Genomic DNA, 25,763 nt, shown 5'->3' with positions numbered 1-25,763 from the left:
GTTTTTCAAAACAACAATACGATGGAACTAAAAGAACTTCAGGAAAAAGTCGACCGATGGATCAAAGAATACGGGGTCCGGTATTTTAACGAACTGACGAATATGACCATTTTAACGGAAGAAGTGGGGGAACTGGCACGGGTGATGGCACGGAAATACGGAGAACAGTCGTTTAAACCGGGCGAAAAGGAAAATCTGGCCGATGAGATGGCCGATGTATTATGGGTACTTACCTGTCTGGCCAATCAAACGGGAGTCGATCTTACAAAAGCTATGGAAGAGAATTTCGCCAAAAAAACGAGCCGAGACATAAAAAGACACAAAAACAATCCTAAAATTCAATAGCTTTGATATATTCTTGTTAACTTTGTCAGTTCGATGCAGTATTTTTAATTTCGAATTTCTGAATCAAGATGTGGACTAAGATAGCAGGGATTATTCTTCGTAACCGGGTCGCTTTCATTATCGGCGTTCTGCTCGTTACGCTCTTTATGGGATTTCAAGCCAGAAATGTACAGATGTCCTATGAAAATGCAGACCTATTGCCGAAAACCGACAGTGCTTATCTGGATTATACCCGATTTAGGGAAAACTTCGGACAGGAAGGTAATGTCATGGTATTTGCCATTCAGGATTCCAATTTTTACGAATTGGAAAAAATCAACGACTGGATTGCAATGGGGGATAGCATCAAAGCCCAGCAAGGGGTAACAGCGCTGATGTCGATTACCCATACGTTTAATCTTCACAAAAATACGAACCTGCGGAAATTCGAAGTTTTTCCTATTTTCCCGAAACGTATCCAAAACAAAGCAGAACTCGACAGCCTGGCATTTATTGCTGAAAATTTACCTTTCTACGACGGTCTTCTCATCAATAAGAACAAGCACACTTATAACATGATGATTACCGTTTCGGCAGAAGTCATGAATTCCCCGGCCAGAGTTGAGCTTGTACGGAAGGTATTGGATATCACCCGGCATTTCACGGGCAAACACGATCTCAAAATGCATTATTCCGGTATGCCTTATATCCGGGTAATCAATGCGGAAAATATCAAAAGCGAAATGTATATGTTCATCCTTTTATCGCTATTGATTACGGCTGTCATTCTCTATTTGTTTTTCCGTTCTTTCCGAATCGTCGGTTTTTGTGTCGGTATCATCGGTATCAGCGTCATCTGGGCCATCGGTTTTATGGCGATATTGGGTACAAAAATCACGTTATTGACGGCCATGCTGCCTCCTTTACTGATTGTGATCGGGATTCCGAACTGTGTATATATGGTCAATAAATATCATGCAGAATATGTACGCCACGGGAATAAGATCAAAGCCCTGCAACGCATGATACAAAAAGTAGGCAACGCTTCCCTGCTTTCAAACTTAACGACGGCTGCCGGGTTTGCTACTTTTGTCATTACGTCGAGCCGCATATTGGTGGAATTCGGTCTGATTGCATTCATCAGTATTACCTGTGTATTTCTCATTTGTCTGATTCTGATTCCCAGTGTGTTCAGTTATCTTCCCAGACCGGACACCAAACAGACGAAACATTTGTACAATCCCTTCATCAACGAAGTGATCGACAAATTGGTGTTCATCGTCATGAACCGGAGAAATATCATATACTACATAACGATTGTCCTTGTCATCGCCGGCATATATGGAATTACCCGTATGAAAACAACGGGATACATGGTAGACGATTTGAAAGAAACCGATCCGATCCGGCAAGATCTTGCTTTCTTCGAATCGAACTTCGACGGTCTGATGCCTTTAGAAGTGACGATCGATTTTCTGAAACCGAATCAGGTATTTAAGCTTAGTAATCTGGAAAAACTCGACCAACTGAATACAGAACTATCCCAAGACCCGGACCTTTCGAAAGCGCTGTCTGTTGTTGAAGCCGCTAAATTTGCCAACCAGGCTTATTACAACGGTAAAGCTTCCTACTATAAGCTCCCGAGTAATATGACCAAAAATTTCATCATGAAATATGTGATGGAATCTACCGGAGGGATGAACGATATGGCCAAATCATTTGTCGATTCGACAATGCGCGAAGTCAGATTGAGTTTCCGGGTAAAAGACATTGGTACGAAAAAAATGGAAGCCAAAGAGGATTCCTTATATAAAATCATCGAAAAAATATTTCCACCGGACAAACACCACACCAGTGTCACCGGTTCCAGTGTTATTTTCTTCAAAGGCAATCAATACCTGATTAAAAACCTCTTTTCTTCCTTAGCTTTAGCTATCGTACTAATTGCCAGCTTTATGGCATGGATGTTCAGAAGCAAGCGCATGGTCCTGATTGCTCTCGTTCCGAATATCATTCCGCAAATTATAACGGCAGCCATTATGGGGTATGCAGGCATACCCATAAAGGCTTCCACCATACTGGTATTCAGTGTCGCTTTCGGTATTTCAGTAGACAATACGATACATTACCTGGCCAAATACCGCCAGGAATTGCAAGCCACGAACTGGAGCATCCGTTCTTCGGTCGTATTAGCGCTGAAAGAGACAGGACAAAGTATGATTTATACCTCTATCATTTTACTTTTTGGCTTCGGCATTTTCTGCCTTTCCAGTTTCGGAGGAACCTTTGCTCTCGGTTTACTCACATCCATCACTTTATTTGCAGCCATGCTTGCCAATCTGATTCTTTTACCATCCCTATTATTAACCTTGGAAAAAAGCATTACAAACAAGACATTCCGGGAGCCTTTACTTCAAATTTACAATGAAGAAGAAGACATCGACACAACCAAACTTCACATCGAACACGGAGAAGAAAAACTAACACAATAAAAAAGCCGGCTTTTCAGCCGGCTTTCATTTTATCATCCTTTGATGGATTTTATTTCTTTGACAATATCGTCGAATAGCTGTGAGGCTCCGATCCGGAAATAATAAGGCGTTAACCATTCACTTCCCAGCACATGATTGATAATTGTCAGATAACGCAAAGCATTTTGTGCTTTCGATACTCCTCCGGCCACCTTCAAACCCACCCGCTTTCCGGTACGTGCATGAAATTGTTTAATGGCTTCACACATGACATATACCGACTCGGGAGTAGCGTTTACCGGTACTTTCCCGGTAGAAGTCTTGATAAAATCAGCTCCGGCATACATACTGACCAGGGAAGCATTGAAAATACTTTCGATATCTTTCAACTCTCCGGTTTCCAGAATAACTTTCAATCTCACGCCTTCGCAAACATTGCGAATCGCTTTCAACTCTTTATATATCTTCTCGTAATTCTTTTCCAAGACATCGCCGATCGTAATAACGACATCAACCTCCTGTGCTCCGGCATTAATGGCCATTTTACACTCGGACAATTTCAATTCGGTAAATGTCTGTGAAAAAGGAAAACCACCGCAAACAACGGCAGTCTGAATATCCGTTGCTTTCAGTTCCTCACGTACAATAGAAGCAAAATTAGGGAAAACACACACGGCAGCAACACCTTTCAACTCGTTTTTCTTCAGCTTTTTAAGCAAGTCAGCCGTAAAAAGATGTACAGACTTCTCCGTATCTGTTACCTTCAATGTCGTATAATCCATACAAGACATACAAAATTCCAGGTTCTCTACACAATATGCCTGTTTCACTTCTTTTTCAACAACTCCATCTAAATCGAACTGGATCCGATCCTCCAGATTCAACCAACTGTAAGTTGCCAATTCTTCCGATATATTCTCCATTATATAAATGTTTATTTATCTTTATTATCAAGATTCAAATCCAAGTCTCGCCTTTTCCTTCCGGGGTAATCCTGCCACTACCAAAAGATAAGATTTACGAATCCAAACTTTCAGCATACTATCACTTATTGAACCATCTATTCTTACGGTATTCCAATGCTTTTTGTTCATATGGTATCCCGGAAGTACAGCCGGAAATGTTTCCCGCATCTCAATGGCCTCATCCGGATCACATTTCAGATTCATAACCAGTTCTCCGACCAAAGAAGTAAAACAAAACATCTTGCCTCCGACCTTAAATACCAAAGTTTCATCATCGAACGGCATATCTTCCGTCGTATGTTCTAAACCTAAACAATATTCCCGCAATTCTTCGATATTCATGACTGCAAAATTACACAATGTTTATGAGCTTTTAAACTTTTCTCCGACAAAATTATTTATATTTGCCTTAATAAATGAGTGTGATTAAATCCCTATTACCGCCAACCTTTTGATACAAGATATATGCCAAAAAATGAAGGTGAAGAAACACCGTTGATGAAGCAATACTATGAGATGAAAGCCAAATATCCGGATGCTTTGATGCTTTACCGGATGGGAGACTTTTACGAAACATTCGGAGAAGATGCCGTGACAACTTCCCGGATTCTAGGTATTACTTTAACAAAACGCTCCCATGGTTCTCCCGGGGATGTCAGGTTAGCAGGATTTCCTCATCACGCCCTCGATACTTATTTACCGAAACTGGTCCGTGCCGGACAGCGGGTTGCCATATGCGAACAACTGGAAGATCCCAAATTAACTAAAAAACTGGTAAAACGGGGCGTCATCGAATTGGTAACGCCCGGCGTTTCTTACAGCGAATACGCTACCGATACCAAAAGTAATATTTTTCTGGCCTCCGTCTATTTCAATAAAACAGAGGCAGGACTATCATTACTGGATCTTTCTACAGGAGAATTTCTGACGACAGAGGGTCCACACGGCACTATCGACAAATTACTCAACAGTTTTCAGCCGAAAGAGGTCGTATATCCCAAAGGACAGGAAGCCCGCTTTCACGAACTGTTCGGCGGTAAATTTTACATCTATCCGATTGAAGAATGGTTTTTCGACCGCGACGCCGCCCGGGATAAACTGAAAAAACATTTCGAAGTCAACTCGTTAAAAGGATTCGGTATCGAAAACATGAACTGTGGGATTTCTTCCGCAGGAGCCATACTGAATTACCTGGAGATGACCAAGCACGATATGATTTCCCATATCACTTCTGTCTCCCGGATCGATGAATCCAATTGTGTCCTTCTGGACAAATTCACGTTGCGGAATCTCGAATTATTACAATCCCCTTATGAAGAAGGCAGGTCATTGGCTGATATCATCGATCAAACCATTACGCCCATGGGAAGCAGGACATTGCGCCGTTGGGTCTGCATGCCTTTGAAATCCCCGGAAAAAATAAAGGAAAGACTGAACATCGTTGAAACCTATATCCGGCACGAAAACGAACGTCTGGAAACGGAGGTTTTGTTACGCAGCATCGGAGACCTGGAAAGACTGGCTTCAAAAATTGCCGTCGGACGTATCACCCCCCGGGAAATGATACAATTGAAAACAGCTCTTTCCTGCATTCCTTTACTGAAAGAACAATGCCTGAAAACAGAATCGGCGATCCTGAAAAAATTGACGGAAGGGCTGGAAGAATGCCGGGAACTCTATGAAAAAATAGGACGTAAAATCAAAGAAAACGCTCCGAACCAAATAAATAAAGGCGGAGTAATTGCCGCAGGCGTAAATACGGAACTTGACGAATTACGAAATATCTCGGGCCACGGCAAAGAACTTTTATTACAAATGCAGCAAAGGGAAATCGAAGCAACGGGTATTCCGTCCCTGAAAATCGGTTTCAATAATGTCTTCGGATACTACATTGAAGTTACAAAAACACATAAGGACAAGGCCCCCGATAGCTGGATCCGCAAGCAGACTCTGGTCAATGCTGAACGTTACATCACACCGGAACTCAAAGAATACGAAGATAAAATCTTAGGTGCAGAGGACCGCATACTGGAAATTGAAACAAGTATTTACAACAACCTGATATGTGAAGCTTCTTCGTATATACGAACCATTCAAAACGATGCCAAAATCATCGCTTCAATCGATGCTTTGATTTCTTTCGCAGAAGTATCAATTACGAATCATTACAATCGTCCGGAAATCGACGATACAGACATCATCGATATCCGGGAAGGCCGTCACCCGGTAATCGAAAAACAATTACCTCCGGGAGAGGAATATATTGCTAATAATGTGTACCTGGACACGGCGAAGCAACAGATCATCATCATAACAGGCCCCAATATGGCCGGAAAATCGGCTTTACTGCGCCAAACAGCCTTAATTGTCATCATGGCACAAGCCGGTTGTTTCGTCCCGGCTGCATCCGCCCGGATCGGTTATGTAGATAAAGTATTTACCCGGGTAGGAGCCTCTGATAATATATCACAAGGAGAATCGACATTTATGGTCGAAATGAATGAAGCAGCCAATATATTAAACAATATTTCGGAACGAAGTCTGGTGTTGTTTGATGAATTGGGAAGAGGGACGTCCACTTACGACGGAATATCCATTGCCTGGGCTATTGTTGAGTACCTCCACGAAAATCCGAAATACAAAGCAAAAACACTGTTTGCAACACATTATCATGAACTGAACGAAATGGAGCATTCGTTCAAAAAAATCAAGAATTACAATGTCTCGGTAAAAGAAGTCAACAACAAAGTGGTCTTCCTCCGGAAACTCGTAAAAGGAGGCTCAAACCACTCCTTCGGTATACAGGTAGGCCGCATGGCAGGTTTGCCTCAATCGGTAATCAAAAGAGCCACCGAAATACTCAAACAATTGGAAAACGACCGGGATAAAAACAATCAGATACAAAAGAATGTCGAAACACTGGCCTCTGAAAGGGAAGGAATGCAACTTAGCTTCTTCCAGCTGGAAGATCCCGTTCTCATGCAAATAAGGGACGAAATCGCAGGCTTGGATATCAACGGCCTGACCCCATTGGAAGCCTTGAACAAGCTGAACGAAATAAAGAAAATCACGGGGATATAATCAGATTATATCCCCGTTCTTACTATTTACGCGTAATTTTCGTTTCCAAAATCAAGATATCTTCTAACGGACGATCGCGGGCATCTGTCTTTTGTGCAGCAATCTTCTCGACGATATCCATACCTTCGATGACTTCTCCGAAAACCGTATACTCCCCATCCAGAAACGGAGTACCGCCGATCGTTTCGTAAATACTACGGGCATCGGGTGAAATTTTATTACCCTGGTAGTTTTCAAATTCTTCTTCTATTTTCTGGTTTATAGATTGAATCAGACTATCCGCTTTTTCCCGTTGATCGGTCTGCAAATAATTCCGGTACTCTTCCATTTTCGGCTGAAACAACTTATGGCCCAATTTATTTTTCTCTTTCCGGAGTTTCTCTGCCTCCATCCGCGTTAACTCCTCTTCGGTATATACTTTTCCGACAACAATATAAAACTGCTCACCTGAAGATAATTTTCCGGGATTCACCTCATCTCCCAACCGGGCAGCACATAAAGCTCCCTTTTTATGAAAATGGGTCTGAAGAATTTCCGGTTCAATCGTATACCCGATCTTCCCTTGACCCAACATTTTTCCCGGAGCCGCATTTTTGGAATCGGAGGATCCTCCCTGTATCATAAACTCCGGAATCACCCGATGGAAAAGCAGGCTATCGTAATGACCTTCCTTCGCCAATTTCAAAAAATTCCCGGCATGTTTCGGCGTATCGGCATACAACCTCAATTTTATATCTCCCAGGTTTGTCTTAAACACCACACATTTGTATTTTGCTCCGAAAGCCGAAAAAACCACCAACAAAAATACCATTGATACAAACAGAAACTTCTTCATTACTATTCCATTTTTAAAATAACAACATCTTTCAAGGGACGATTATTGCCGTCCGTCTTTAAAGCCGTAATTTTATCCACGACATCCATACCTTCGATGACTTCTCCAAATACCGTATAAGCTCCATCCAAATGAGGAATGCCTCCGACAGTGGTATAGGCCTTCCGCTGTTCTTCCGTCAATACCAACTTTTCTTTTTCGAATAATTTGCGGGTTTCCTCCGACAATTCCTTATTTATCTTTTCAAGGGTCTGATAATCTTTTTCCAACTCATAGGCCCGTATCTCCGGAGCCCGGTATTGCTGCAAACGCTCGAAAAGAGCCTGATGCCTCTTATTATTAATGCGATCCACCAAAGAGTCCAATTCAGCGGGTTGAAATACTTTTCCCTGAACAATATAAAAGTGAGAACCACTGGATTTTCTTTCGGGATTTACGTTATCTCCTTCCCGGGCAGCAGCTAAAACTCCCCTCCGATGAAAATACCGGGGTACGATTTCCGCCTCCAACTGGTAATTTATGCCATTGGCACCCAAGATCATTCCCGGACGGGCATTTCTGGAATCGGGATCACCGGCCTGAATGACAAAATCCGGAATCACCCGATGGAAAAGAATTCCCTCGTAATACCTCTCTTTGACTAACTTTAAAAAATTATCCCGGTGAACCGGGGTCTCATCGTACAAACGTACTTTTATCGTTCCCAAATTCGTTTCTACCGAAACGACATTCGGATCCTTTTTTTCACATCCTGCGAAAAACAAACAACACAAAAAGAATACACCATATTTTCTCATTTCCATAGGTATTTTTAATAAATCCGCTCTTACGGGAACAAAATTAACTTATCCCGACAAATAATAAGTAATTTTTTTACTAAATTTGTGACGTATAGTACTTTTATGCGTACAAGGAAGATAATTAACACATATTGCCAAAATTACGACCAATGAAAACAATCCTCGCTTTTATTACAGTATGCCTGATCTGTTCGGTTCTCTCTTGTAAAGAAAAAAAGCAACCGGCACCGGAACCAGCTCCGGCTCCTATGGTAGAAGATACAATAAAACCGGCACCGGTAGTTGAAAAGATCGAAACAGTAAAGCCGGTAAAAAATGAAGTGCAACATTATTTTTTAATTGCAGGATGTTTCGAATATAAAGAATTAGCCGATAAATTGTGCGATAAACTCCAAAAAGAAGGGTTTGATTCAAAGCTTATTCCTTATTTCGAAAATCTTTATCTGGTATCTTACAACGGTTATGCCACCAGAAAAGAAGCCCTGGAAGCATTAAAAGAACTGAGGCAGGAAAAAGGGAAAGAAAAAACATGGATGTATAAACTGAATAATTAAGCCGATACAATAGCTTTGTAAACAGATGACAAATCCGTTTCCCGATAAAAATTTTGGGTGTAATTTATTAACCATCAAATAGATGTACAAAACATTTACAATACTTGTGTGTGTGTGTTTATTGGCCGGATGCCAGACGAAAAAAATGGATCCGAAACAATTGACGAATGTCACGGTGATGCGAAATACAGAAGGGCAGAACACAAGCACGCTTAAAAATAATATTCCGGAAGAAAATGCCCGGGCCAATCAAAATATTGCCCCCAAAAATCAGCGGTTAGCCGATCGTAAATCACAATATTATATTATCGTGGCAAGCTATCCTTTAGCCGACCGTCCCAAAGCAGAAAAACTGACAAACGGGCTGAAAGACAAAGGATACCCCGCAGAAATTATTGAAGCAAAAGGCAGATTACGGGTAAGTATCGAAAGTTTCAGTACATTGGAAGAAGCCCAGATACAAAGGGACAAATACCGGGAAATTACCGATCGTCAGGACATCTGGATTCTATATCCCGGCAACTCCGGCCAATAACGATACAATAGACAGATACCGCAAGGATATTTAAAGTTTAATAGAGGATACAAACCACAAATACCAATCCGAAGAAAAATCCGGCATAAATTTGTGCCGGATTATGTTTTTTCAAATATAGCCGGCAAGTAGCCAATGCACCTGAAACAAATAAGGTCAGCATCAATAACGGTCGTACATCCCCCAAATACTTCAATCCCAATACAGAGACAAACCCGCAAACGGCTCCGGCAGCCGTCATATGCATACTGATCTTCCAGCGCATAGTAATAATTGAAAAAGCCGAAAGCATAATAATCAACACCAGATACAACTGCTGCACGATATTCGTATAAGGCACCATTCCGATCAGATAGAACCCCAGAAAAGCCGAAAAAATCGTAACCAGCACCGGATAAATACGTTCCTGCTTCAATTCCAAATCAAAACTAGTGATTAATTTAAATTTCTTAAACACCAGCATACTTAATAAAGGCACAAGGAATAAAGTAATAAACGTCATACCGTAGCAATAAAGACGAACTTTCTCCGGTATCAAAGAAAATACAGAATTCGAATTAAAAATCAGAAACAACCCGTAAAGAGGAATCAACAAAGGATGAAAAAGATAAGAGATACCTTGTGCTATTATTTTCATAAACGGGTCACTATTAATTTATATTTCACGTCTTAAACGGGCTACCGGGATATCGAGCATCTGCCTGTATTTAGCTATTGTGCGCCGGGCTATCTGATAGCCTCTTTCGTTCATCATATCGACCAATTCGTCATCTGTCAAAGGTTTCCTTTTATCCTCCTGGTCAATAATACTTTTCAACACATTTTTCAGTTCTCCGGTACTTACTTCTTCTCCGCTCTCCATCTGCATACTCCCGGTAAAAAAATCTTTCAGGGCATATATACCGAACCACGTTTGTACATACTTCGAATTGGAAACCCGCGATATCGTAGAGACATCCAGGCCTGTCACATCAGCTATATCCCGCAGGATCATCGGCTTCAATAAACTTTCATCTCCGGTAAGAAAAAAAGGCCGCTGAAACTGAATAATTGCCGTCATTGTCAACATCAAAGTATTATTCCGCTGTTCCACAGCATCGATAAACGATTTTGCAGAGTTCAATTTATACTTTACAAAATTGACAACATCTTTCTTATCTTTAGAACTTTGCCCTTTTTGATAGTCATCCAATATATCCAAATAAGAACGATTGATCCGCAATTCGGGCAAATGGCCGGTATTCAAGCTCAGCTGCAACTCTCCATCCACTAAATCCAGTGTAAAATCAGGAATGACCTTATCTGCATTCCGCTCGAAAGAAGAATCGGCTCCGTTAGTTCCCCCGGGTTTCGGATTTAATTTGAGAATTTCTTCTATCGCTTCTTTCAATTCCGTTTCCGGAAGACGCAACCGGCGTTGTATTTTCTCATAATGTTTGCGGGAAAATTCTTCAAAACATTCCTCCAAAATTTTCTCCGCATTCTGTATAACTCTATTTTCCGGATTTTCCTGCAACTTATGACGGATTTGCAACAGCAGGCACTCCTGCAAATCCCGGGCTCCCACTCCAACAGGTTCAAACTCCTGGATTATTTTCAGCAAATTCCCGACTTCTTTTTCCGAAACTTCAATTCCGGCACCAAAAGCCAGATCATCCACAATATTCTCGACATCACGTCGCAAATAACCGTCATCGTCGATATTACCGATAATATATTCGGCGACTTTCCGCTGCAATTCAGACAGGCTCCGTACCCCTAGCTGATCGATAAGGCTTTCCCGAAAAGTTGTTCCCTGGGAAAATATGAAGTCTTTGGCATCTTCGTCTTTCGATGCGTTCGAAACATTCAGCTTATAATCCGGGGTATCGTCATCGTCCGACAAGTAATCTTCCAAAGTAAAATCATCGTCATTATCCTCCTGGCCCTCCTCCTGACTTTCAAATTCATTCTCGGTCTCGGCATATTCCAGTTCCGGCTCTTCTCCCCCTTCTTCCAGCAAAGGATTCGACTCCAATTCCTCTTTAATACGTTGTTCCAACTGAAAGGTAGGCAGTTCCAGCAGTTTTATCAACTGAATCTGAAGCGGATTTATCTTCAACCCCAGCTTTTGTTGTAAATTCTGCTTTAATGCCATAGTATTTAAAATATAAACAGAAGATAAAAGAGGTTTCTCTTTTATCTTCTCTCAATTTACATTAAAATTCAGCGTTTTTCGGAGTACGCGGAAAAGGTATCACATCCCGGATATTTCCCATTCCTGTCACAAACAGTAAAAGACGCTCAAAGCCCAATCCGAAGCCACTGTGTACGGCCGATCCGAAACGGCGGGTATCCAGATAGTAAGACATACTGTCAACCGGGATGTCCACTTCCTGCATACGGGCAACCAATTTATCGTAATTTTCTTCCCGTTGAGAACCACCGATAATCTCTCCGATTCCCGGGAACAAAACATCCATGGCAGCAACCGTCTTTCCATCCGGATTCTGTTTCATATAGAATGCTTTTATCTCTTTGGGATAACCGGTCAAAATAACCGGCTTCTTAAAATGTTTCTCCACCAGATAGCGTTCATGCTCACTCTGTAAATCAACACCCCATCCCTCAACCGGATATTGGAATTTACCATTCTTATTCGGCTTACTGTTTTTCAGAATATCAATGGCATCCGTATAGGTAACCCGTTCAAAATCATGAGTCAGAACAAAATTCAGTTTTTCAATCAATTCCATCGAACGCTCTTCTGCTTTCTTATCCTTTTCTTCATCCTGCTGACGGGCACTCAAAAATTTCAAATCGTCCATACAATGCTCGAGCGCATAACGGATCAGATATTTCAGGAAATCTTCAGCCAGATCCATATTGTCTGTCAAATCATAAAAAGCCATTTCCGGCTCAATCATCCAAAATTCAGACAAATGACGCGTCGTATTGGAATTTTCAGCCCGGAATGTCGGACCGAATGTATAAATCTTGCCCAATGCCATAGCCCCCAACTCGCCTTCCAATTGACCGCTCACAGTCAGGTTCGTTGATTTACCGAAAAAATCCTGCTTAAAATCGATTTCCCCATCTTCTCTTAAAGGCGGATTTTTCAAATCCAACGTAGTTACACGAAACATTTCTCCGGCACCCTCACAATCCGATGCCGTAATCAACGGCGTATGCAAATAATAAAAACCGTGATCATTGAAATACTGATGAATCGCAAAAGCCATGGCATGACGAATACGAAAAACGGCTCCGAAAATATTCGTGCGGAATCTCAAATGAGCAACCTCGCGCAGAAATTCCAAAGAATGTTTTTTCGGTTGTATCGGGAATTTTTCAGGATCGGCTTCCCCTAAAACCGTCAACTCTTCAGCCTGAATCTCATGAGCTTGTCCGGCCCCTGCACTCTCCACCAACAACCCTCTCACACATATAGCTGCTCCCGTAGTCACTTTTTTCATAAGTTCCTCCGGGAAACGATTCATATCAACAACAATCTGTATATTATTAATCGTGGAACCGTCATTCAACGCGATAAAATTCACCTGTTTATTACCCCGTTTAGTTCTTACCCATCCCTTAATCTCAACTTCTTTGTTGCACTCTCCGGACTGCAACAATTCTTTTACAGACGTTTTTTTTGTTTCCATTTCATTTCAAGTTACAACCATCACAACACAACTAGTCCTGACAGTCTCTGTTAAAACCCAACTATTTTATTAAGTAATTGTTCAAAATTAATTATGCATTTCAACACTTCAAGTATCTGTACACAAAGAATCTACGAAAAATCAAATAAGTCAACGGACTTATGAACTTGCAAAAGTAAAGAAAAACAGCCAAAACGACAAAAAAACAATCCATTTAAACATTAAACGACAAATAAATCGCTAAAAACAGAGTCGGACAACAACCAACCGTCTTCCGTCAGCATCAATTTTCCCCGCTCTTTCCTCATAAGTCCCTTTTGAATATAATCCTCTACCTTCCCCTGTTGCAAAGCCCAATAAATGCCATACACGTTTTCCAGCAAACAAAGGTCCGCACCCCACATTGTCCGCAAGCTGGTCATAATATATTCATTATACAAATCAACTTTATTTAATTCCTCTCGTTCAAAGTTTAAACAATTATTATTTAAACTTTCTATATAAGATTTCACATGAGCAATATTCCATTGTCGAGAAGTCAGATCGTAAGAATGAGCCGCAGGCCCGAAACCGATGTAGGGTTTTTGCTGCCAATAATTCATATTGTGCACGGCATATTTCTGCTTTCGGGCAAAATTGGATATTTCATAATGTTCAAATCCATTGTCCCTCAATATCTGGACAGCCATCCGGTAATATCCGGCTAACAGATCGTCAGAAGCTCCGGCAAATCCGCCTTTGGCCAACTGCTTTTCAAAAACGGACCCCGGGTCGACACTCAACATATAAACCGACAGATGAGTAACCGGCAGTTCAACGGCTCTCCGCAGATCACGTTCCAGGTCTTCCGGACCACAGCCCGGCAAGCCGAGAATCAGATCAATACTTACATTACTGAAACCGGCCTTCAGGGCATTTTCCACACTTTCAACCGCCATTTTTGCCGTATGTGTACGATTTATCCGTTTCAAAGCATCCTCCCGGAAAGTCTGAACACCTATACTCAACCGGTTAAAGCCGAGTTGACGCAAACCTTTCAATTTGTCGGGACCGGCATCTTCCGGATTTATTTCAATCGTCCGCTCTGCTTCCGGATGAAAAGAATAATGACCCGACAATTTTTCCACGATTTTCTCCAAATCGGCCAATGCCAGATAAGAAGGTGTCCCTCCTCCGAAATAAAGCGTACGTATCTCCTTTCGCGGTAAATAATTTGTCCTCAAGCCGATTTCCCGGCACAATGCACTTAGATAAGCTTCCTTGAAATTCAACGAAGCCACAGAGTAAAAACCACAATAAAAACATTTACTCCTGCAAAACGGGACGTGTATATAAATACTCATAACAAAACCGGAAATCAAAAAATAAAGATCAGCCTTTCGATTTTTTCAATATGTATATATTCCGGCAATACACGATCAGTCCGGTAGATTGCCCCAAAATCAACACCGGATCACGCCGGTAAAGAGCATAGGCGACAATGATTAAAGAACCGCTCAGGCTGATCAGCCAGAATCCCAACGGCAGCATCGACTCATTTTTCCGCCGGGAATACAGCCATTGATAAACAAAACGCAGTGTAAAAATAATCTGTCCCATCGAGCCGAAAATCAATACTCCCAAAGGGATATCTTCATTTCTGAAAAATTGATCGACAAAAGCCGGAATATCTTTTACCATATAAAAAAGAGCGGCAACCGGAGTAAGTAAAATAATATAACGGATTCCAAAAGGTACTTTCCGCCAGCTCTCTTTTTTATCCAGGTTCCAGATATAGATATAATAAGAGATCAACTGCCCGAGAATGATCGCAAAATCATCCCGCAGCCATCCGTAAATAAATAACAGCCAGGCTCCGATCAGGCTCAGTTTCCAAAAAATAGAAGGAGAAACGACTTTTTTAGCCCTTTCAGACATAATCCATTGCAGCAACAAACGCGCCGAAAACAGGAGTTGTGCCAAAAAACCGATGATATATATCATAAAAAGACTAATTCAGATTGGAATCGGCGACAATATAGTTAATATAACGTTTTTTCATCCAACGGTAGGCGAAACAATCTTTGAACGGACCGGCCAGACGATTCCAAAGGTGATATTTGGATTTTCCGGCAATACGCGGGAAATGTCTCACCGGTACCTGTTTAACACGCCCGTGTTGCAGTTGGATAAGGGCAGGTAAAAAACGATGCATCCCGGTAAAAAAAGGAATGCGTTTGGCATAATCCGTCTTCAGGATCTTCAAAGGGCATCCCGTATCTTCGACACCGTCATGAGTCATCGCCCTCCGGAAACCGTTGGCAATTCTGGAAGACATATTCTTTACAAAACTGTCCTTCCTGCCGGTCCGGATACCCATCACCATCTCATACGCTCCGAGATGGTCGATTAAAAGATTAAAATCCTCGGGAGAAGTTTGCAAATCGGCATCGATATAACCGACATAATCGGAATAAGTATTGTCGATTCCAGCCTTCATCGCAGCACTCAATCCTCCGTTCTTTTCAAGATTCAAAAAGAAAAAATCCTTATTTTTTGTACAAACCTGCTCCATCAAAGATTTACTTCCATCGGTTGAACCGTCGTTTACAAAAAGGACACAAGCCGGAATCTTGGAAATCTGTAAAAAATGAGTCAACTCCGCTTCCAAACGCCTTATATTTCCTTCCTCATTATAGACCGGTACAATAATGGTCAATTTATAATTTGCAGATTTATTCATATTTAAAATTTACATTCATTTCGTCAAAGAATAACACAAAATTAATTAGCTTTGCTCTGCTTTTATCCAACTCACTAAATTTTAGCGAAGATCAGGAGCAATAAAGAAGTTATTTTACAAAATAAAGTACAAAGATATGAAATATAAACGTATTTTATTAAAGCTAAGCGGTGAATCTTTAATGGGCAACCAAAAATACGGAATTGACGTAAAATGTGTTGAAAGTTATGCACGCCAGATCAAAGAAATTGCTGATATGGGCGTACAAATCGGGATCGTGATCGGAGGTGGAAATATTTTCAGGGGATTAAGCGGTTCAAAAAAAGGATTCGACCGGGTAAAAGGAGACAGCATGGGTATGTTAGCTACGGTAATCAATGCGCTGGCACTTAGCTCCGCGTTGGACAACGAAGGTTGTAAAAACCGGGTGTTGACAGCCATTCGTATGGAACCCATCGGAGAGTTTTATGCGAAAAGTAAAGCAGTGGAATACCTCGAACAGGGTTATGTCACCCTGTTCAGCGCCGGTACGGGAAATCCTTATTTTACAACAGACACCGGAAGCAGTCTGCGGGCGATCGAAATCGAAGCCGACGCCATGTTGAAAGGGACCCGTGTAGACGGTATTTATACGGCAGACCCGGAAAAAGATCCGACAGCTGTAAAATTTGACCGGATCACCTATGATGAAATATACAACAAAGGTTTAAAAGTTATGGATTTAACGGCTACGACAATGTGTAAGGAAAATCACCTTCCGATCGTCGTTTTCAATATGGATGTCGAAGGCAACCTGAAAAAACTGATGGATGGGGAAGAAATAGGCACTGTAGTATATGAAGGGTAGGACTTTCCGATTTTTTTCTTTTTGATTACGATTGTTATGCCTACTGAAGGTTATGGATATACTGGATAAAATAAACACACCCGAAGACCTGAAAAAAGTACCGGAGGATGCTCTCATTCAATTATGTAATGAAATCCGCCGGAAGATTATAGACGATTGTGCGGAAAATCCGGGACATTTAGGAGCCAGCCTTGGGGTCGTAGAACTAACAGTCGCTTTACACTACGTTTTGAATACGCCCTACGACAATCTGATCTGGGATGTCGGACATCAGTCTTACGCCCATAAAATCCTTACCGGCAGAAAAGAACAATTCAAAAACAAGCGTCAACTGGGAGGGATCAGCGGATTTCCCAAGATGTCCGAAAGCGAATACGATTCTTTTGGAACAGGGCATTCTTCAACTTCCATTTCCGCGGCTTTAGGAATGGCCATAGCGGCAGATCTCAACGGAGAAGAAGGCCGCCAATCCGTAGCTGTGATCGGAGACGGATCAATGACAGGCGGAATGGCTTTCGAAGCATTGAATAACGCAGGGGTTCACAAAAACAACCTATTGATTATCCTCAATGACAACAATATGGCCATCGACCCGAATGTCGGAGGCTTAAACGACTATCTGCTGGATGTTGCCACGTCCAAAACCTACAATAAACTCAAAAACGACGTATGGCATATACTGGGAAAATTCAACCGGATCAGTCCGGGAATGCGTCGTTTCATACAAAACATCGATAACAGTATAAAGTCCATCCTGCTGAAACAGAGTAATCTGTTTGAAGCCATGGGACTCCGGTATTTCGGTCCGGTAGACGGACACGATGTCAACCATCTGGTAAAAATATTACGGGATCTCCAAAAAATAAAAGGCCCCAAACTCTTACATTGTATCACAGTCAAAGGAAAGGGCTTTCAACAGGCAGAAGCAGACAAAACAACCTGGCACGCTCCCGGAAAATACAACAAACTGACCGGAGAACTGATACATGAGAATCCGCCTTTGACACCTAAATTTCAGGATGTTTTCGGACATACCTTACTGGAACTTGCCCGTAAAAATCCAAAAATCGTAGGAATCACCCCTGCAATGCCTACCGGTTGCTCTCTGAATATCATGATGAAAGAAATGCCGGACCGTTGCTTTGATGTCGGTATAGCGGAACAACATGCCGTGACATTTTCAGCCGGATTGGCAGCGAAGGGCTTGATTCCCTATTGTAACATTTACTCTTCTTTCATGCAAAGAGCTTACGATCAAGTTATTCATGACGTAGCTCTTCAGGGGTTGAATGTTGTCCTCTGTCTGGACCGTGGCGGACTTGTAGGCTCGGACGGAGCTACCCACCACGGCGCATTTGACCTGGCTTATTTCCGTTGTGTACCCGGAATAACGATAGCCGCACCCCGTAACGAACAGGAGTTGCGCAACATGATGTATACGGCCCAATTACCGGACAAAGGTCCTTTTGTTATCCGGTATCCAAGAGGAAACGGCTCCATGCAGCACTGGCAGACTCCCCTGGAAGAAGTGGAAATAGGTAAAGGAAGCTGCCTCATCGAAGGCAATCAAATAGCGGTTATAACCATCGGAACCGCAGCAATTGCAGCAGAAAAAGCCATCGGCAAATGTCCGGAAAACAGCATTGCTTTATACGATATCCGTTTCCTGAAACCATTGGATGAAGAATTGTTACATACGATATTCCGGAAATTTACAAAAGTAATGACTATTGAGGACGGAACCGTTACAGGCGGTCTGGGAAGTGCCGTACTCGAATTTATGGCGGACCATCATTACCATGCACAAGTAAGCAGATTGGGTATACCCGACCAATTCATCGAACACGGCAGTCAACAACAACTTCGTAAACTATGCGGTTATGACGAAGAAAGTATCTATGACAGACTTCAAAAGATGTTAAATTAAAATATCCGACAGACAACACGCACAATGAAAGATGAAATAAGATTACCGGATCAACAAGAGTGCCGCGAAAAATTCAGCCGGACATTTAGAAATCTTTCCCAAGACGAGTTGAACTTACTGTTCAGCGACGAGTTTGTGCAATTTTATAAAAAAGGAAGTATCGTTTACTCGGAAGGAGCCCGGATGAAAGGCTGTTATTTCGTCTATAACGGAATCATCAAAATTTTTCAAACCGGATATGAAGGAAAAGAACAAATCATCAAATTTGAAAAAGAAGGTGATTTTTTCGGCTTCCGCTCAGTCATCCTCAAAGAGAAAGCATGTACTTCCGTTAAAGTTCTTTCAGACGCAATTCTTTATTTTATTCCAGAAAATACACTTTTACAACTCATCAAGACCAATTCCGATTTTGCATACGAACTCATGCAAATCGCTTGTAAAGAACTCGGAGAATCCAACCGTTATATCAAAGACATTGCCCAAAAATCCGTCAAAGAACGGTTGGCAGAAATATTACTCATGATGGCAAACGACTTCGGGATAGAAGAAGACGGAACCCTCAAATTAAATATTTCCCGGGAAGACCTGGGTAATTTTGTCGGGACGGCAACCGAAACCGTCATACGACTTTTATCGGAATATAGAAACGAAGGTTTGGTCGATGCCAAAAAACGAAAAATAAAACTTCTTGATATTCCTAAACTGAAAAATAAGGCCGGCATGTAGTGCGAATAATATTTTATAATTTTAAATAATATTAACTGCGCAATTGTATTTAAAGGGATATTTAATATTTCTATCATTTTTCTTCATTTCACGAATTTTTATTATATCTTGACACCACTTTTAACGTCTAACTATAATAAACCTAACAAAATGCCACAAATTTCAGAAATGGGTAAAGTGATACCCGCTTCACCAATCCGTAAGTTGGTCCCCTATGCCGATCAGGCTAAAAACAAAGGAATCAAAGTATATCACTTGAATATCGGACAACCGGATATCGAAACCCCTCCTATCGCCTTACAAGCCGTAAGAGAAATGAAATTATCCGTTATCGAGTACACGCCTTCCGGAGGCAATCCTTCGCTTAAAGTAAAATTAGCCGGCTATTATCAGCATTTAGGGATCCACATCCATGAAGAAGATATACTGATCACGACCGGCGGATCGGAAGCCATTTTATTTGCTTTTATGAGTACCCTCAATCCCGGAGACGAAATTATCATTCCGGAACCCTTTTACGCAAACTACACGGCTTTTGCCATTATGTGCGGGGTAAAAGTGAAAACAGTGACTTCCACCATAGAAAACGGATTTGCTCTGCCTCCGATCAGTGAAATAGAAAAACAAATAACGCCTAAAACAAAAGGAATCGTTATCATTAACCCCAACAACCCAACTGGTTATTTATATACCCAGGAAGAGCTGGAAGAACTGGCGAAGATTGTTAAAAAATATGATTTATATTTGTATTCGGACGAAGTATACCGCCGGTATTGCTACGACGGATTAAAACATTTTTCAGTCATGAACTTAAAAGGGATCGAACAAAATACGATTCTTTTCGATTCCATGTCCAAGCGTTACAGCGAATGCGGTATTCGTGTCGGGGCTATCATTACCCGCAATCATGAAATTTTGTCAATCGCCCTTAAATTCGGAATGGCACGTCTATGTCCTCCCGCACTGGGGCAAATTGCTGCAGAAGCTTCATTAGATACAACCGATGAATATTTCGCAAACGTTTACAATGAGTATATTGAAAGACGAAACTTCATGGTAAACGCATTGAATAAGATACCGGGCGTTATTTGCCCGACTCCCAAAGGCGCATTCTATTCCATTGTACGTCTGCCCGTAGACGATGCAGAAAAATTTGCTCAATGGCTGTTGGAAGACTTCAGCTATAACGGGCAAACGGTTATGCTTGCGCCGGCTGACGGATTTTATCACACTCCGGGTTTAGGAAAAGATGAAGTCAGAATCGCTTATGTTTTAAAAATCAGTGATCTGAAAAAAGCGATGGAAACGCTGGCTGTCGCTTTGAAAGAATATCCGGGCGCAAAAAAAGCATAACGGATTATTTTTCTATCTTTGCAGCAAAATTAAGCTGTCATTTTTAGATAACAAAATATGATAACGGATTTGGAATTTGATACAATCAGACCTTATACAGGTAATGAGATTACAGCTGCTACTGAACGATTAAGTAATTCTGAAGAATTTCTGGCAGTATTCAGTGGATTGACAAAAATCAAGCCGGAAACAATTATTGCATTTCTCCGGAGTATACACACTCCTGAAGAATTTCAAAGCAAATTTTTTGGACCGGCTATTCAAGCCGTTATTAACAATACTTCAGACGGAGTTACAGTTACCGGGCTGGAAAACCTCCAGCCCGATACATCTTACCTGTTTATATCCAATCACCGGGATATCATCCTCGACTCAGCTATTTTAAACCTGATTCTGCGGAATAAGGGCTTAAAATACACACAAGCTGCCATCGGGAGTAATCTATTGGTAAATGAATGGGTTACAGACCTTGTCAAGCTGAATTCCTGCTTTATCATCGAAAGAGATATTCCGGTCAGAGAAATGATAGTCAGCTCTGCCCTGCGTTCCAAATATATCCGGGGTACGATTCTGGAAGGGAAAAATTCCATCTGGATTGCCCAACGGGAAGGACGCACCAAAAACGGCGACGACAAAACCCAGCCGAGCCTGCTGAAAATGTTTAAAATGAGCGGCCCGAAGGATTTTGTAGAAAATTTCAAAGAATTGAGAATCGTTCCGGTTTCCATCTCATACGAATGGGAACCTTGCGACGACTTGAAAACGAACGAATTGTATACCAAAACGGTGAGTGAGTACGTTAAAACACCGGAAGAAGATATGCGCAGTATGCAGACAGGACTCGGGGTTTATAAAGGCAGAATCAATTTTGGTATTGACAAACCGATCACGACAGAACTGGAAACAATAGCCGGTCTTCCTTCAAACGGTGAACGCTTAAACGCACTGGCCCAATTGATAAATACCAAAATCTATAAGAATTTCAAACTGTGGCCGAATAATTACATCGCTTACGATTTACTTCACTCGGTAAATAAGTACACCCGGTTTTATAACGAAAAAGAGAAAGAAAATTTCATCCGGATCATGACTCAAAAAGTCGATCGGATCGAAGGAAACCGCTCTTTGCTCAACAATATTTTTCTGGAAATATATGCCACCCCGGTCAGGAATTGCATGGAAAATACCGGAGAATAACGGCGACGAGCGTTAATTTAAATTATTTTCAAACACATTCGCCACATTTAAACACTTAAAATCATGAAAACAGTACGCTTACTCATCATATTAGCCGCCTTCCTAATTATGATTTCCAGTGCATTTACGCTACTGGCTACAACCGACCGCACTGCGGTATACATCAATATCTTTGCTATGTTAAGTCTGGCTGTAGCAGTAACGATTATGAATTTCAAAAACACCGGAAAGCGTCAGGACAAATAAATTTTCGATACGATGTACAAAGTAAAACGAACGATATATCTCGGTAAAGATTCTGTTGACATTTGGATAGGTCTGGTCAGTAAAACCAAAAACGGAAAAAACGGGAAATATACCGTCTATTTACTGACAGACGATCCCGACAAGCCATTTAACCACGCCGAACCGATTCTCAGCGGTATTCAATCCAAAGATACAGCTATCCGTAAAGCCATCGAATACGCTAAAGACCTGTTCCAAAACATTTTGAAAAATCAAAAAACAAATACACAAGATATTCCCGAAAATCCGGAAATCTGAAAACTTATATTCAAACACAAAATCATAATGGAAAGAAAAGTCAGAGTCAGATTCGCCCCCAGCCCAACCGGGGCTCTCCATCTAGGCGGAGTCAGAACAGCTCTTTTTAACTATCTGTTTGCACGTCATAACGGAGGAGATTTCTTGCTCCGTATAGAAGATACGGATCAAACCCGTTATGTTCCGGGTGCGGAAGAATACATCATAAAATCGTTGGAATGGTGCGGTCTCAAAATTGACGAAGGGGTCAGTGTAGGCGGTGAATACGGTCCGTACCGTCAAAGTGAAAGAAAGGCACTTTACAAACAGTATGCACTTCAGTTAGTCGAGTCCGGAAATGCCTATTATTCTTTCGACACACCGGAGGAACTGGAAGCCTGCCGCAAAGCCTGCGAAACAAAAGGAGAAACCTTTATTTACAACGCCCAGAGCAGAAAAAATCTCCGTAATTCTTTAAACATGGAAACCGGAGAAGTTCAAAAATTACTGGAATCCGGCATGCCTTATGTTATCCGGTTCAAAATGCCGGATCATGAAGAATTGCATTTAAAAGACATCATCCGGGGCGAAGTAAAATTCAATACCTCCCTACTCGATGACAAAGTATTGTTCAAATCGGACGGAATGCCGACTTATCATCTGGCAAACGTCGTCGACGACTATTTAATGAAAATAACCCACGTTATCCGGGGTGAAGAATGGCTTCCTTCCCTTCCCTTGCATGTACTTTTATACCGTAGTTTCGGTTGGGAAAACGTCATGCCGGAATTTGCGCATTTACCGCTGATTCTGAAACCGGTCGGAAACGGAAAACTAAGCAAAAGAGACGGAAATAAAATGGGCTTCCCCGTATTTCCGATGCAATTTACAGACCCGGAAACCGGAGAGATATGGCACGGTTACAAAGAAGACGGTTATTTCCCCGAAGCTTTTATCAACATGTTGGCCCTTCTCGGCTGGAATGACGGAACCGATCAGGAAATTTTCTCTATGGAAGAACTATGTCAGGCTTTTTCTCTGGAAAGAGTTCACAAAGCCGGTTCCCGTTTTGACCCGGAAAAAGCCAAATGGTTCAATCACAAATATCTGATCACCAAATCCGATTCCGAGTTAGCCGGAATTTTAAATGAAATCCTGCAAAACCACGGAATCCAGGCAGAACAGCCCAAAATAGAAAGAATATGCGGACTGATGAAAGAACGGGCCAATTTCGTTACAGACATATACAACGACAGCTTGTTTTTTTTCAAAGCCCCTGAGAGCTACAATGAAAAAGACGCCAAAAAATACTGGAAAGAAGAATCGGTTCCGTTAATGCAGGAATTATACGCCATTCTTGAAAAAATCGACGATTATTCTTTCTCCAATACGGAAAAAATCATTTCGGAATGGATTACCTCCCGGGAACTGGGATTCGGTAAAGTAATGAACCCGTTCCGGGTAGCAATCGTAGGTGCAGCCAAAGGTCCCCATATGTTCGACATCATCGAAGTTATCGGCAAAGAGGAGACTTTAAGACGATTGAAAAAAGCTTTGGAAACCCTATAATCATCAAAAATAATTCAAATTATGGAAATCAACACACCTACAAGCGAAGAGAGACAATATGCCATGTTTATCCATTTGTCTCAATTAGCCGGTATAATTATTCCCGGTTTGGGATGGATATTGCCTCTCGTTCTCTGGTTAACGCGCAAAGACACTTCCGCTTACATCGATGCCAATGGGAAAGTCGTAATGAATTGGATTATTTCCAGTCTGATATATTGCATCGGAGCGGGAATCCTTATTCTGCTTCTGATCGGAATTCCTTTACTATTTGCCATAGGAATCTGTAGCCTTATTTTTATCATACTCGGTGCTATCAAAGCAAACGAAGGCACAACCTGGCAATATCCCTTAAGCATCAGATTTTTTAACTGATATGCAATAAATGTATTTTGCCGCACAACCGTGCGGCAAAATATTTACATACCTCCTGTAACTTTTCCTTTATTCTCTTCGTCATTTGAGAAAATAACCTGAAATTTTATGAAAAAGATCATTATTTTCTTCGCTCTCGTATTTCCGTTCATTTCTGCGGCTCAGAGTAAAAATTACCGCCTTTACGGACATGTATATACGGTTGATAATTTAACCTATACAGGATATATTACATGGGGAAAAAGCAATATGTACTGGATCGACCTGTTCCGGGCCGACAAACCCAATAATCCTTATACCCATTACTTCAAATCGGAAGAACGATTGATATTCCGCAATAACGGCCAGGATTCTCCGATTCCGCCAACACATCTGTTTTCATGTCGGTTCGGAAATATAAAATCCATACAGCCCCTTTCCAATTCAAAAGCCGAACTGGAAATAAAAGACGGTAACACCATCCAATTGAACCGGGGCAACTATAACGACATCGGAACAGCCATCGGAATATACTCTCCGGACAATACCTATGCTACAATCAGGTGGGATAAAATCACAAAAGTTGAATTTTGTTCTCCGGACAACGACAGTATTGCCCCCGAAAAAAATCAACCCATCTGCGGTATTATAAAAACAGACCAGGGCATTTATAAAGGCTTTATAACCTGGGATAAGGATGAAAAAACGGCAGAAGCGACATTAGACGGACAATCGCAGAACGGGTACCGTAACTTACCGTTCGAAGTGATACAAAAGATCACCAAAAACGGTAACGGTTGTAAAGTCGTTCTAAAAAACGGAAAAGAATACGATATGTGGGGTACGAACGATGTAAACACCGCAAACAGAGGCATTATTGTAAATATGCCCAATATCGGACGGGTCACAATTCCGTGGAAAAATTTCGAAATATTCGAAGCTACGGATATTCAGGATATCAATATCCTTTCTTACGAAGACTTCGGGCAACCCCAGCGGATTTACGGAGAAGTAACAACCCGTAAAGGTGAAACCTACAACGGATATATGGCCTATGATTTGGACGAAGCCATGAATTTCGAAATATTAGACGGCAACAACGACAACATCATTTATGAAATACCATTCAAATTTGTCAGCTCTATCGAGCCCAAAAATTACAAATATTCATTCGTCACGTTGACCAAAGGAGGAAGTTTAAGTTTAGGCGACTCTCCCGATGTCAACAACGAAAACAGCGGTATGCTGGTCTTCCCGGACACAGGAATACCCACCTATATTCCCTGGAAAGAGATAAAATTGATTACGTTCAAAGAGAAATAAAAACCGAGGAGAGA

The 25,763-nt window shown here is 41.5% G+C and carries 25 protein-coding genes; 15 read left to right on the top strand and 10 right to left on the bottom strand.

Annotation, left to right across the window (positions count from 1 at the left end):
- Positions 1 to 21: 21 nt before the first annotated feature.
- The gene (locus tag BN8908_RS14840) at positions 22 to 345 is read left to right on the top strand and encodes a nucleotide pyrophosphohydrolase (RefSeq protein WP_021987783.1); all 324 of its coding nucleotides are present in this window, start codon (positions 22 to 24) and stop codon (positions 343 to 345) included.
- A gap of 68 nt (positions 346 to 413) precedes the next feature.
- The gene (locus tag BN8908_RS14835) at positions 414 to 2,816 is read left to right on the top strand and encodes an efflux RND transporter permease subunit (protein ID WP_068691427.1); all 2,403 of its coding nucleotides are present in this window, start codon (positions 414 to 416) and stop codon (positions 2,814 to 2,816) included.
- A 32-nt stretch (positions 2,817 to 2,848) separates the two neighbouring features.
- Here the strand turns inward: BN8908_RS14835 and deoC are convergent, their stop codons facing one another.
- Both deoC and BN8908_RS14825 read right to left on the bottom strand, forming a co-directional pair.
- Positions 2,849 to 3,718, bottom strand: a complete 870-nt coding sequence (gene deoC / locus BN8908_RS14830; protein WP_021987781.1) for a deoxyribose-phosphate aldolase — start codon at positions 3,716 to 3,718, stop codon at positions 2,849 to 2,851.
- Between the two features lie 27 nt (positions 3,719 to 3,745).
- Entirely contained in the window at positions 3,746 to 4,102 is a 357-nt protein-coding gene (locus BN8908_RS14825) for an MmcQ/YjbR family DNA-binding protein (protein WP_068691425.1), read from the bottom strand.
- Positions 4,103 to 4,225: 123 nt separating this feature from the next.
- Between BN8908_RS14825 and mutS the strand changes: the two genes are divergently transcribed.
- A complete protein-coding gene (mutS, locus tag BN8908_RS14820) occupies positions 4,226 to 6,841 on the top strand; it encodes a DNA mismatch repair protein MutS (protein WP_068691423.1) in 2,616 nt (871 codons plus the stop codon).
- A 22-nt stretch (positions 6,842 to 6,863) separates the two neighbouring features.
- On the opposite strand, the gene BN8908_RS14815 is transcribed toward mutS, so the two are convergent.
- Together BN8908_RS14815 and BN8908_RS14810 are read right to left on the bottom strand one after the other, a co-directional pair.
- On the bottom strand, positions 6,864 to 7,676 hold the full coding sequence (locus BN8908_RS14815; protein WP_021987778.1) for a peptidylprolyl isomerase: 813 nt from the start codon (positions 7,674 to 7,676) through the stop codon (positions 6,864 to 6,866).
- A gap of 2 nt (positions 7,677 to 7,678) precedes the next feature.
- On the bottom strand, positions 7,679 to 8,473 hold the full coding sequence (locus BN8908_RS14810) for a peptidylprolyl isomerase (protein ID WP_021987777.1): 795 nt from the start codon (positions 8,471 to 8,473) through the stop codon (positions 7,679 to 7,681).
- 152 nt (positions 8,474 to 8,625) lie between these two features.
- On the opposite strand from BN8908_RS14810, the gene BN8908_RS14805 reads away from it, so the two are divergent.
- Entirely contained in the window at positions 8,626 to 9,030 is a 405-nt protein-coding gene (locus BN8908_RS14805) for an SPOR domain-containing protein (protein WP_021987776.1), read from the top strand.
- Between the two features lie 82 nt (positions 9,031 to 9,112).
- Positions 9,113 to 9,565, top strand: coding sequence for an SPOR domain-containing protein (locus BN8908_RS14800; protein ID WP_021987775.1), 453 nt, complete (start codon positions 9,113 to 9,115; stop codon positions 9,563 to 9,565).
- A gap of 37 nt (positions 9,566 to 9,602) precedes the next feature.
- Here the strand turns inward: BN8908_RS14800 and BN8908_RS14795 are convergent, their stop codons facing one another.
- The 6 genes from BN8908_RS14795 to BN8908_RS14770 all read right to left on the bottom strand — a co-directional run bounded on the left by BN8908_RS14795 (position 9,603) and on the right by BN8908_RS14770 (position 15,931).
- Positions 9,603 to 10,202 (bottom strand): hypothetical protein, encoded by a 600-nt coding sequence (locus BN8908_RS14795; RefSeq protein WP_068691420.1) that lies wholly within the window; start codon positions 10,200 to 10,202, stop codon positions 9,603 to 9,605.
- Positions 10,203 to 10,220: 18 nt separating this feature from the next.
- Positions 10,221 to 11,702, bottom strand: coding sequence for an RNA polymerase factor sigma-54 (gene rpoN, locus BN8908_RS14790; RefSeq protein ID WP_021987773.1), 1,482 nt, complete (start codon positions 11,700 to 11,702; stop codon positions 10,221 to 10,223).
- Positions 11,703 to 11,763: 61 nt separating this feature from the next.
- Positions 11,764 to 13,209, bottom strand: coding sequence for an asparagine--tRNA ligase (asnS, locus tag BN8908_RS14785; RefSeq protein ID WP_021987772.1), 1,446 nt, complete (start codon positions 13,207 to 13,209; stop codon positions 11,764 to 11,766).
- 221 nt (positions 13,210 to 13,430) lie between these two features.
- A complete protein-coding gene (gene hemW, locus BN8908_RS14780) occupies positions 13,431 to 14,552 on the bottom strand; it encodes a radical SAM family heme chaperone HemW (protein ID WP_068692344.1) in 1,122 nt (373 codons plus the stop codon).
- 28 nt (positions 14,553 to 14,580) lie between these two features.
- The gene (locus tag BN8908_RS14775; RefSeq protein WP_021987770.1) at positions 14,581 to 15,192 is read right to left on the bottom strand and encodes a lipid-A-disaccharide synthase N-terminal domain-containing protein; all 612 of its coding nucleotides are present in this window, start codon (positions 15,190 to 15,192) and stop codon (positions 14,581 to 14,583) included.
- A 7-nt stretch (positions 15,193 to 15,199) separates the two neighbouring features.
- On the bottom strand, positions 15,200 to 15,931 hold the full coding sequence (locus BN8908_RS14770; RefSeq protein WP_021987769.1) for a glycosyltransferase: 732 nt from the start codon (positions 15,929 to 15,931) through the stop codon (positions 15,200 to 15,202).
- Between the two features lie 136 nt (positions 15,932 to 16,067).
- On the opposite strand from BN8908_RS14770, the gene pyrH reads away from it, so the two are divergent.
- From pyrH to BN8908_RS14720, 10 genes are all read left to right on the top strand, one after another.
- Positions 16,068 to 16,778: a UMP kinase gene (gene pyrH / locus BN8908_RS14765; protein ID WP_021987768.1), complete on the top strand. Its 711-nt coding sequence runs from the start codon at positions 16,068 to 16,070 to the stop codon at positions 16,776 to 16,778.
- Between the two features lie 52 nt (positions 16,779 to 16,830).
- Positions 16,831 to 18,705 carry a 1-deoxy-D-xylulose-5-phosphate synthase gene (gene dxs / locus BN8908_RS14760; protein ID WP_068691418.1) on the top strand — a complete coding sequence of 625 codons (1,875 nt, stop codon included), beginning with the start codon at positions 16,831 to 16,833 and terminating at the stop codon, positions 18,703 to 18,705.
- Between the two features lie 24 nt (positions 18,706 to 18,729).
- Positions 18,730 to 19,431, top strand: coding sequence for a Crp/Fnr family transcriptional regulator (locus tag BN8908_RS14755; protein ID WP_021987766.1), 702 nt, complete (start codon positions 18,730 to 18,732; stop codon positions 19,429 to 19,431).
- 150 nt (positions 19,432 to 19,581) lie between these two features.
- Positions 19,582 to 20,784: a pyridoxal phosphate-dependent aminotransferase gene (locus BN8908_RS14750; RefSeq protein ID WP_021987765.1), complete on the top strand. Its 1,203-nt coding sequence runs from the start codon at positions 19,582 to 19,584 to the stop codon at positions 20,782 to 20,784.
- A gap of 57 nt (positions 20,785 to 20,841) precedes the next feature.
- The gene (locus tag BN8908_RS14745) at positions 20,842 to 21,981 is read left to right on the top strand and encodes a 1-acyl-sn-glycerol-3-phosphate acyltransferase (RefSeq protein WP_021987764.1); all 1,140 of its coding nucleotides are present in this window, start codon (positions 20,842 to 20,844) and stop codon (positions 21,979 to 21,981) included.
- Between the two features lie 63 nt (positions 21,982 to 22,044).
- Positions 22,045 to 22,227 carry a hypothetical protein gene (locus tag BN8908_RS14740; RefSeq protein WP_021987763.1) on the top strand — a complete coding sequence of 61 codons (183 nt, stop codon included), beginning with the start codon at positions 22,045 to 22,047 and terminating at the stop codon, positions 22,225 to 22,227.
- 12 nt (positions 22,228 to 22,239) lie between these two features.
- Entirely contained in the window at positions 22,240 to 22,524 is a 285-nt protein-coding gene (locus BN8908_RS14735; RefSeq protein ID WP_021987762.1) for a hypothetical protein, read from the top strand.
- A gap of 27 nt (positions 22,525 to 22,551) precedes the next feature.
- A complete protein-coding gene (gene gltX, locus BN8908_RS14730; RefSeq protein WP_021987761.1) occupies positions 22,552 to 24,072 on the top strand; it encodes a glutamate--tRNA ligase in 1,521 nt (506 codons plus the stop codon).
- 21 nt (positions 24,073 to 24,093) lie between these two features.
- Entirely contained in the window at positions 24,094 to 24,447 is a 354-nt protein-coding gene (locus BN8908_RS14725; protein ID WP_021987760.1) for a DUF4870 domain-containing protein, read from the top strand.
- A gap of 108 nt (positions 24,448 to 24,555) precedes the next feature.
- Positions 24,556 to 25,749 carry a hypothetical protein gene (locus tag BN8908_RS14720; protein WP_021987759.1) on the top strand — a complete coding sequence of 398 codons (1,194 nt, stop codon included), beginning with the start codon at positions 24,556 to 24,558 and terminating at the stop codon, positions 25,747 to 25,749.
- Positions 25,750 to 25,763: the final 14 nt, after the last annotated feature.

Origin of the sequence: Culturomica massiliensis, assembly GCF_900091655.1 — a bacterium.
In the GTDB taxonomy this organism is placed as follows: domain Bacteria; phylum Bacteroidota; class Bacteroidia; order Bacteroidales; family Marinifilaceae; genus Culturomica; species Culturomica massiliensis.
The sequence above is the reverse complement of the archived record's forward strand: the minus strand, read 5'-3'. Positions and strand labels throughout refer to the sequence as shown.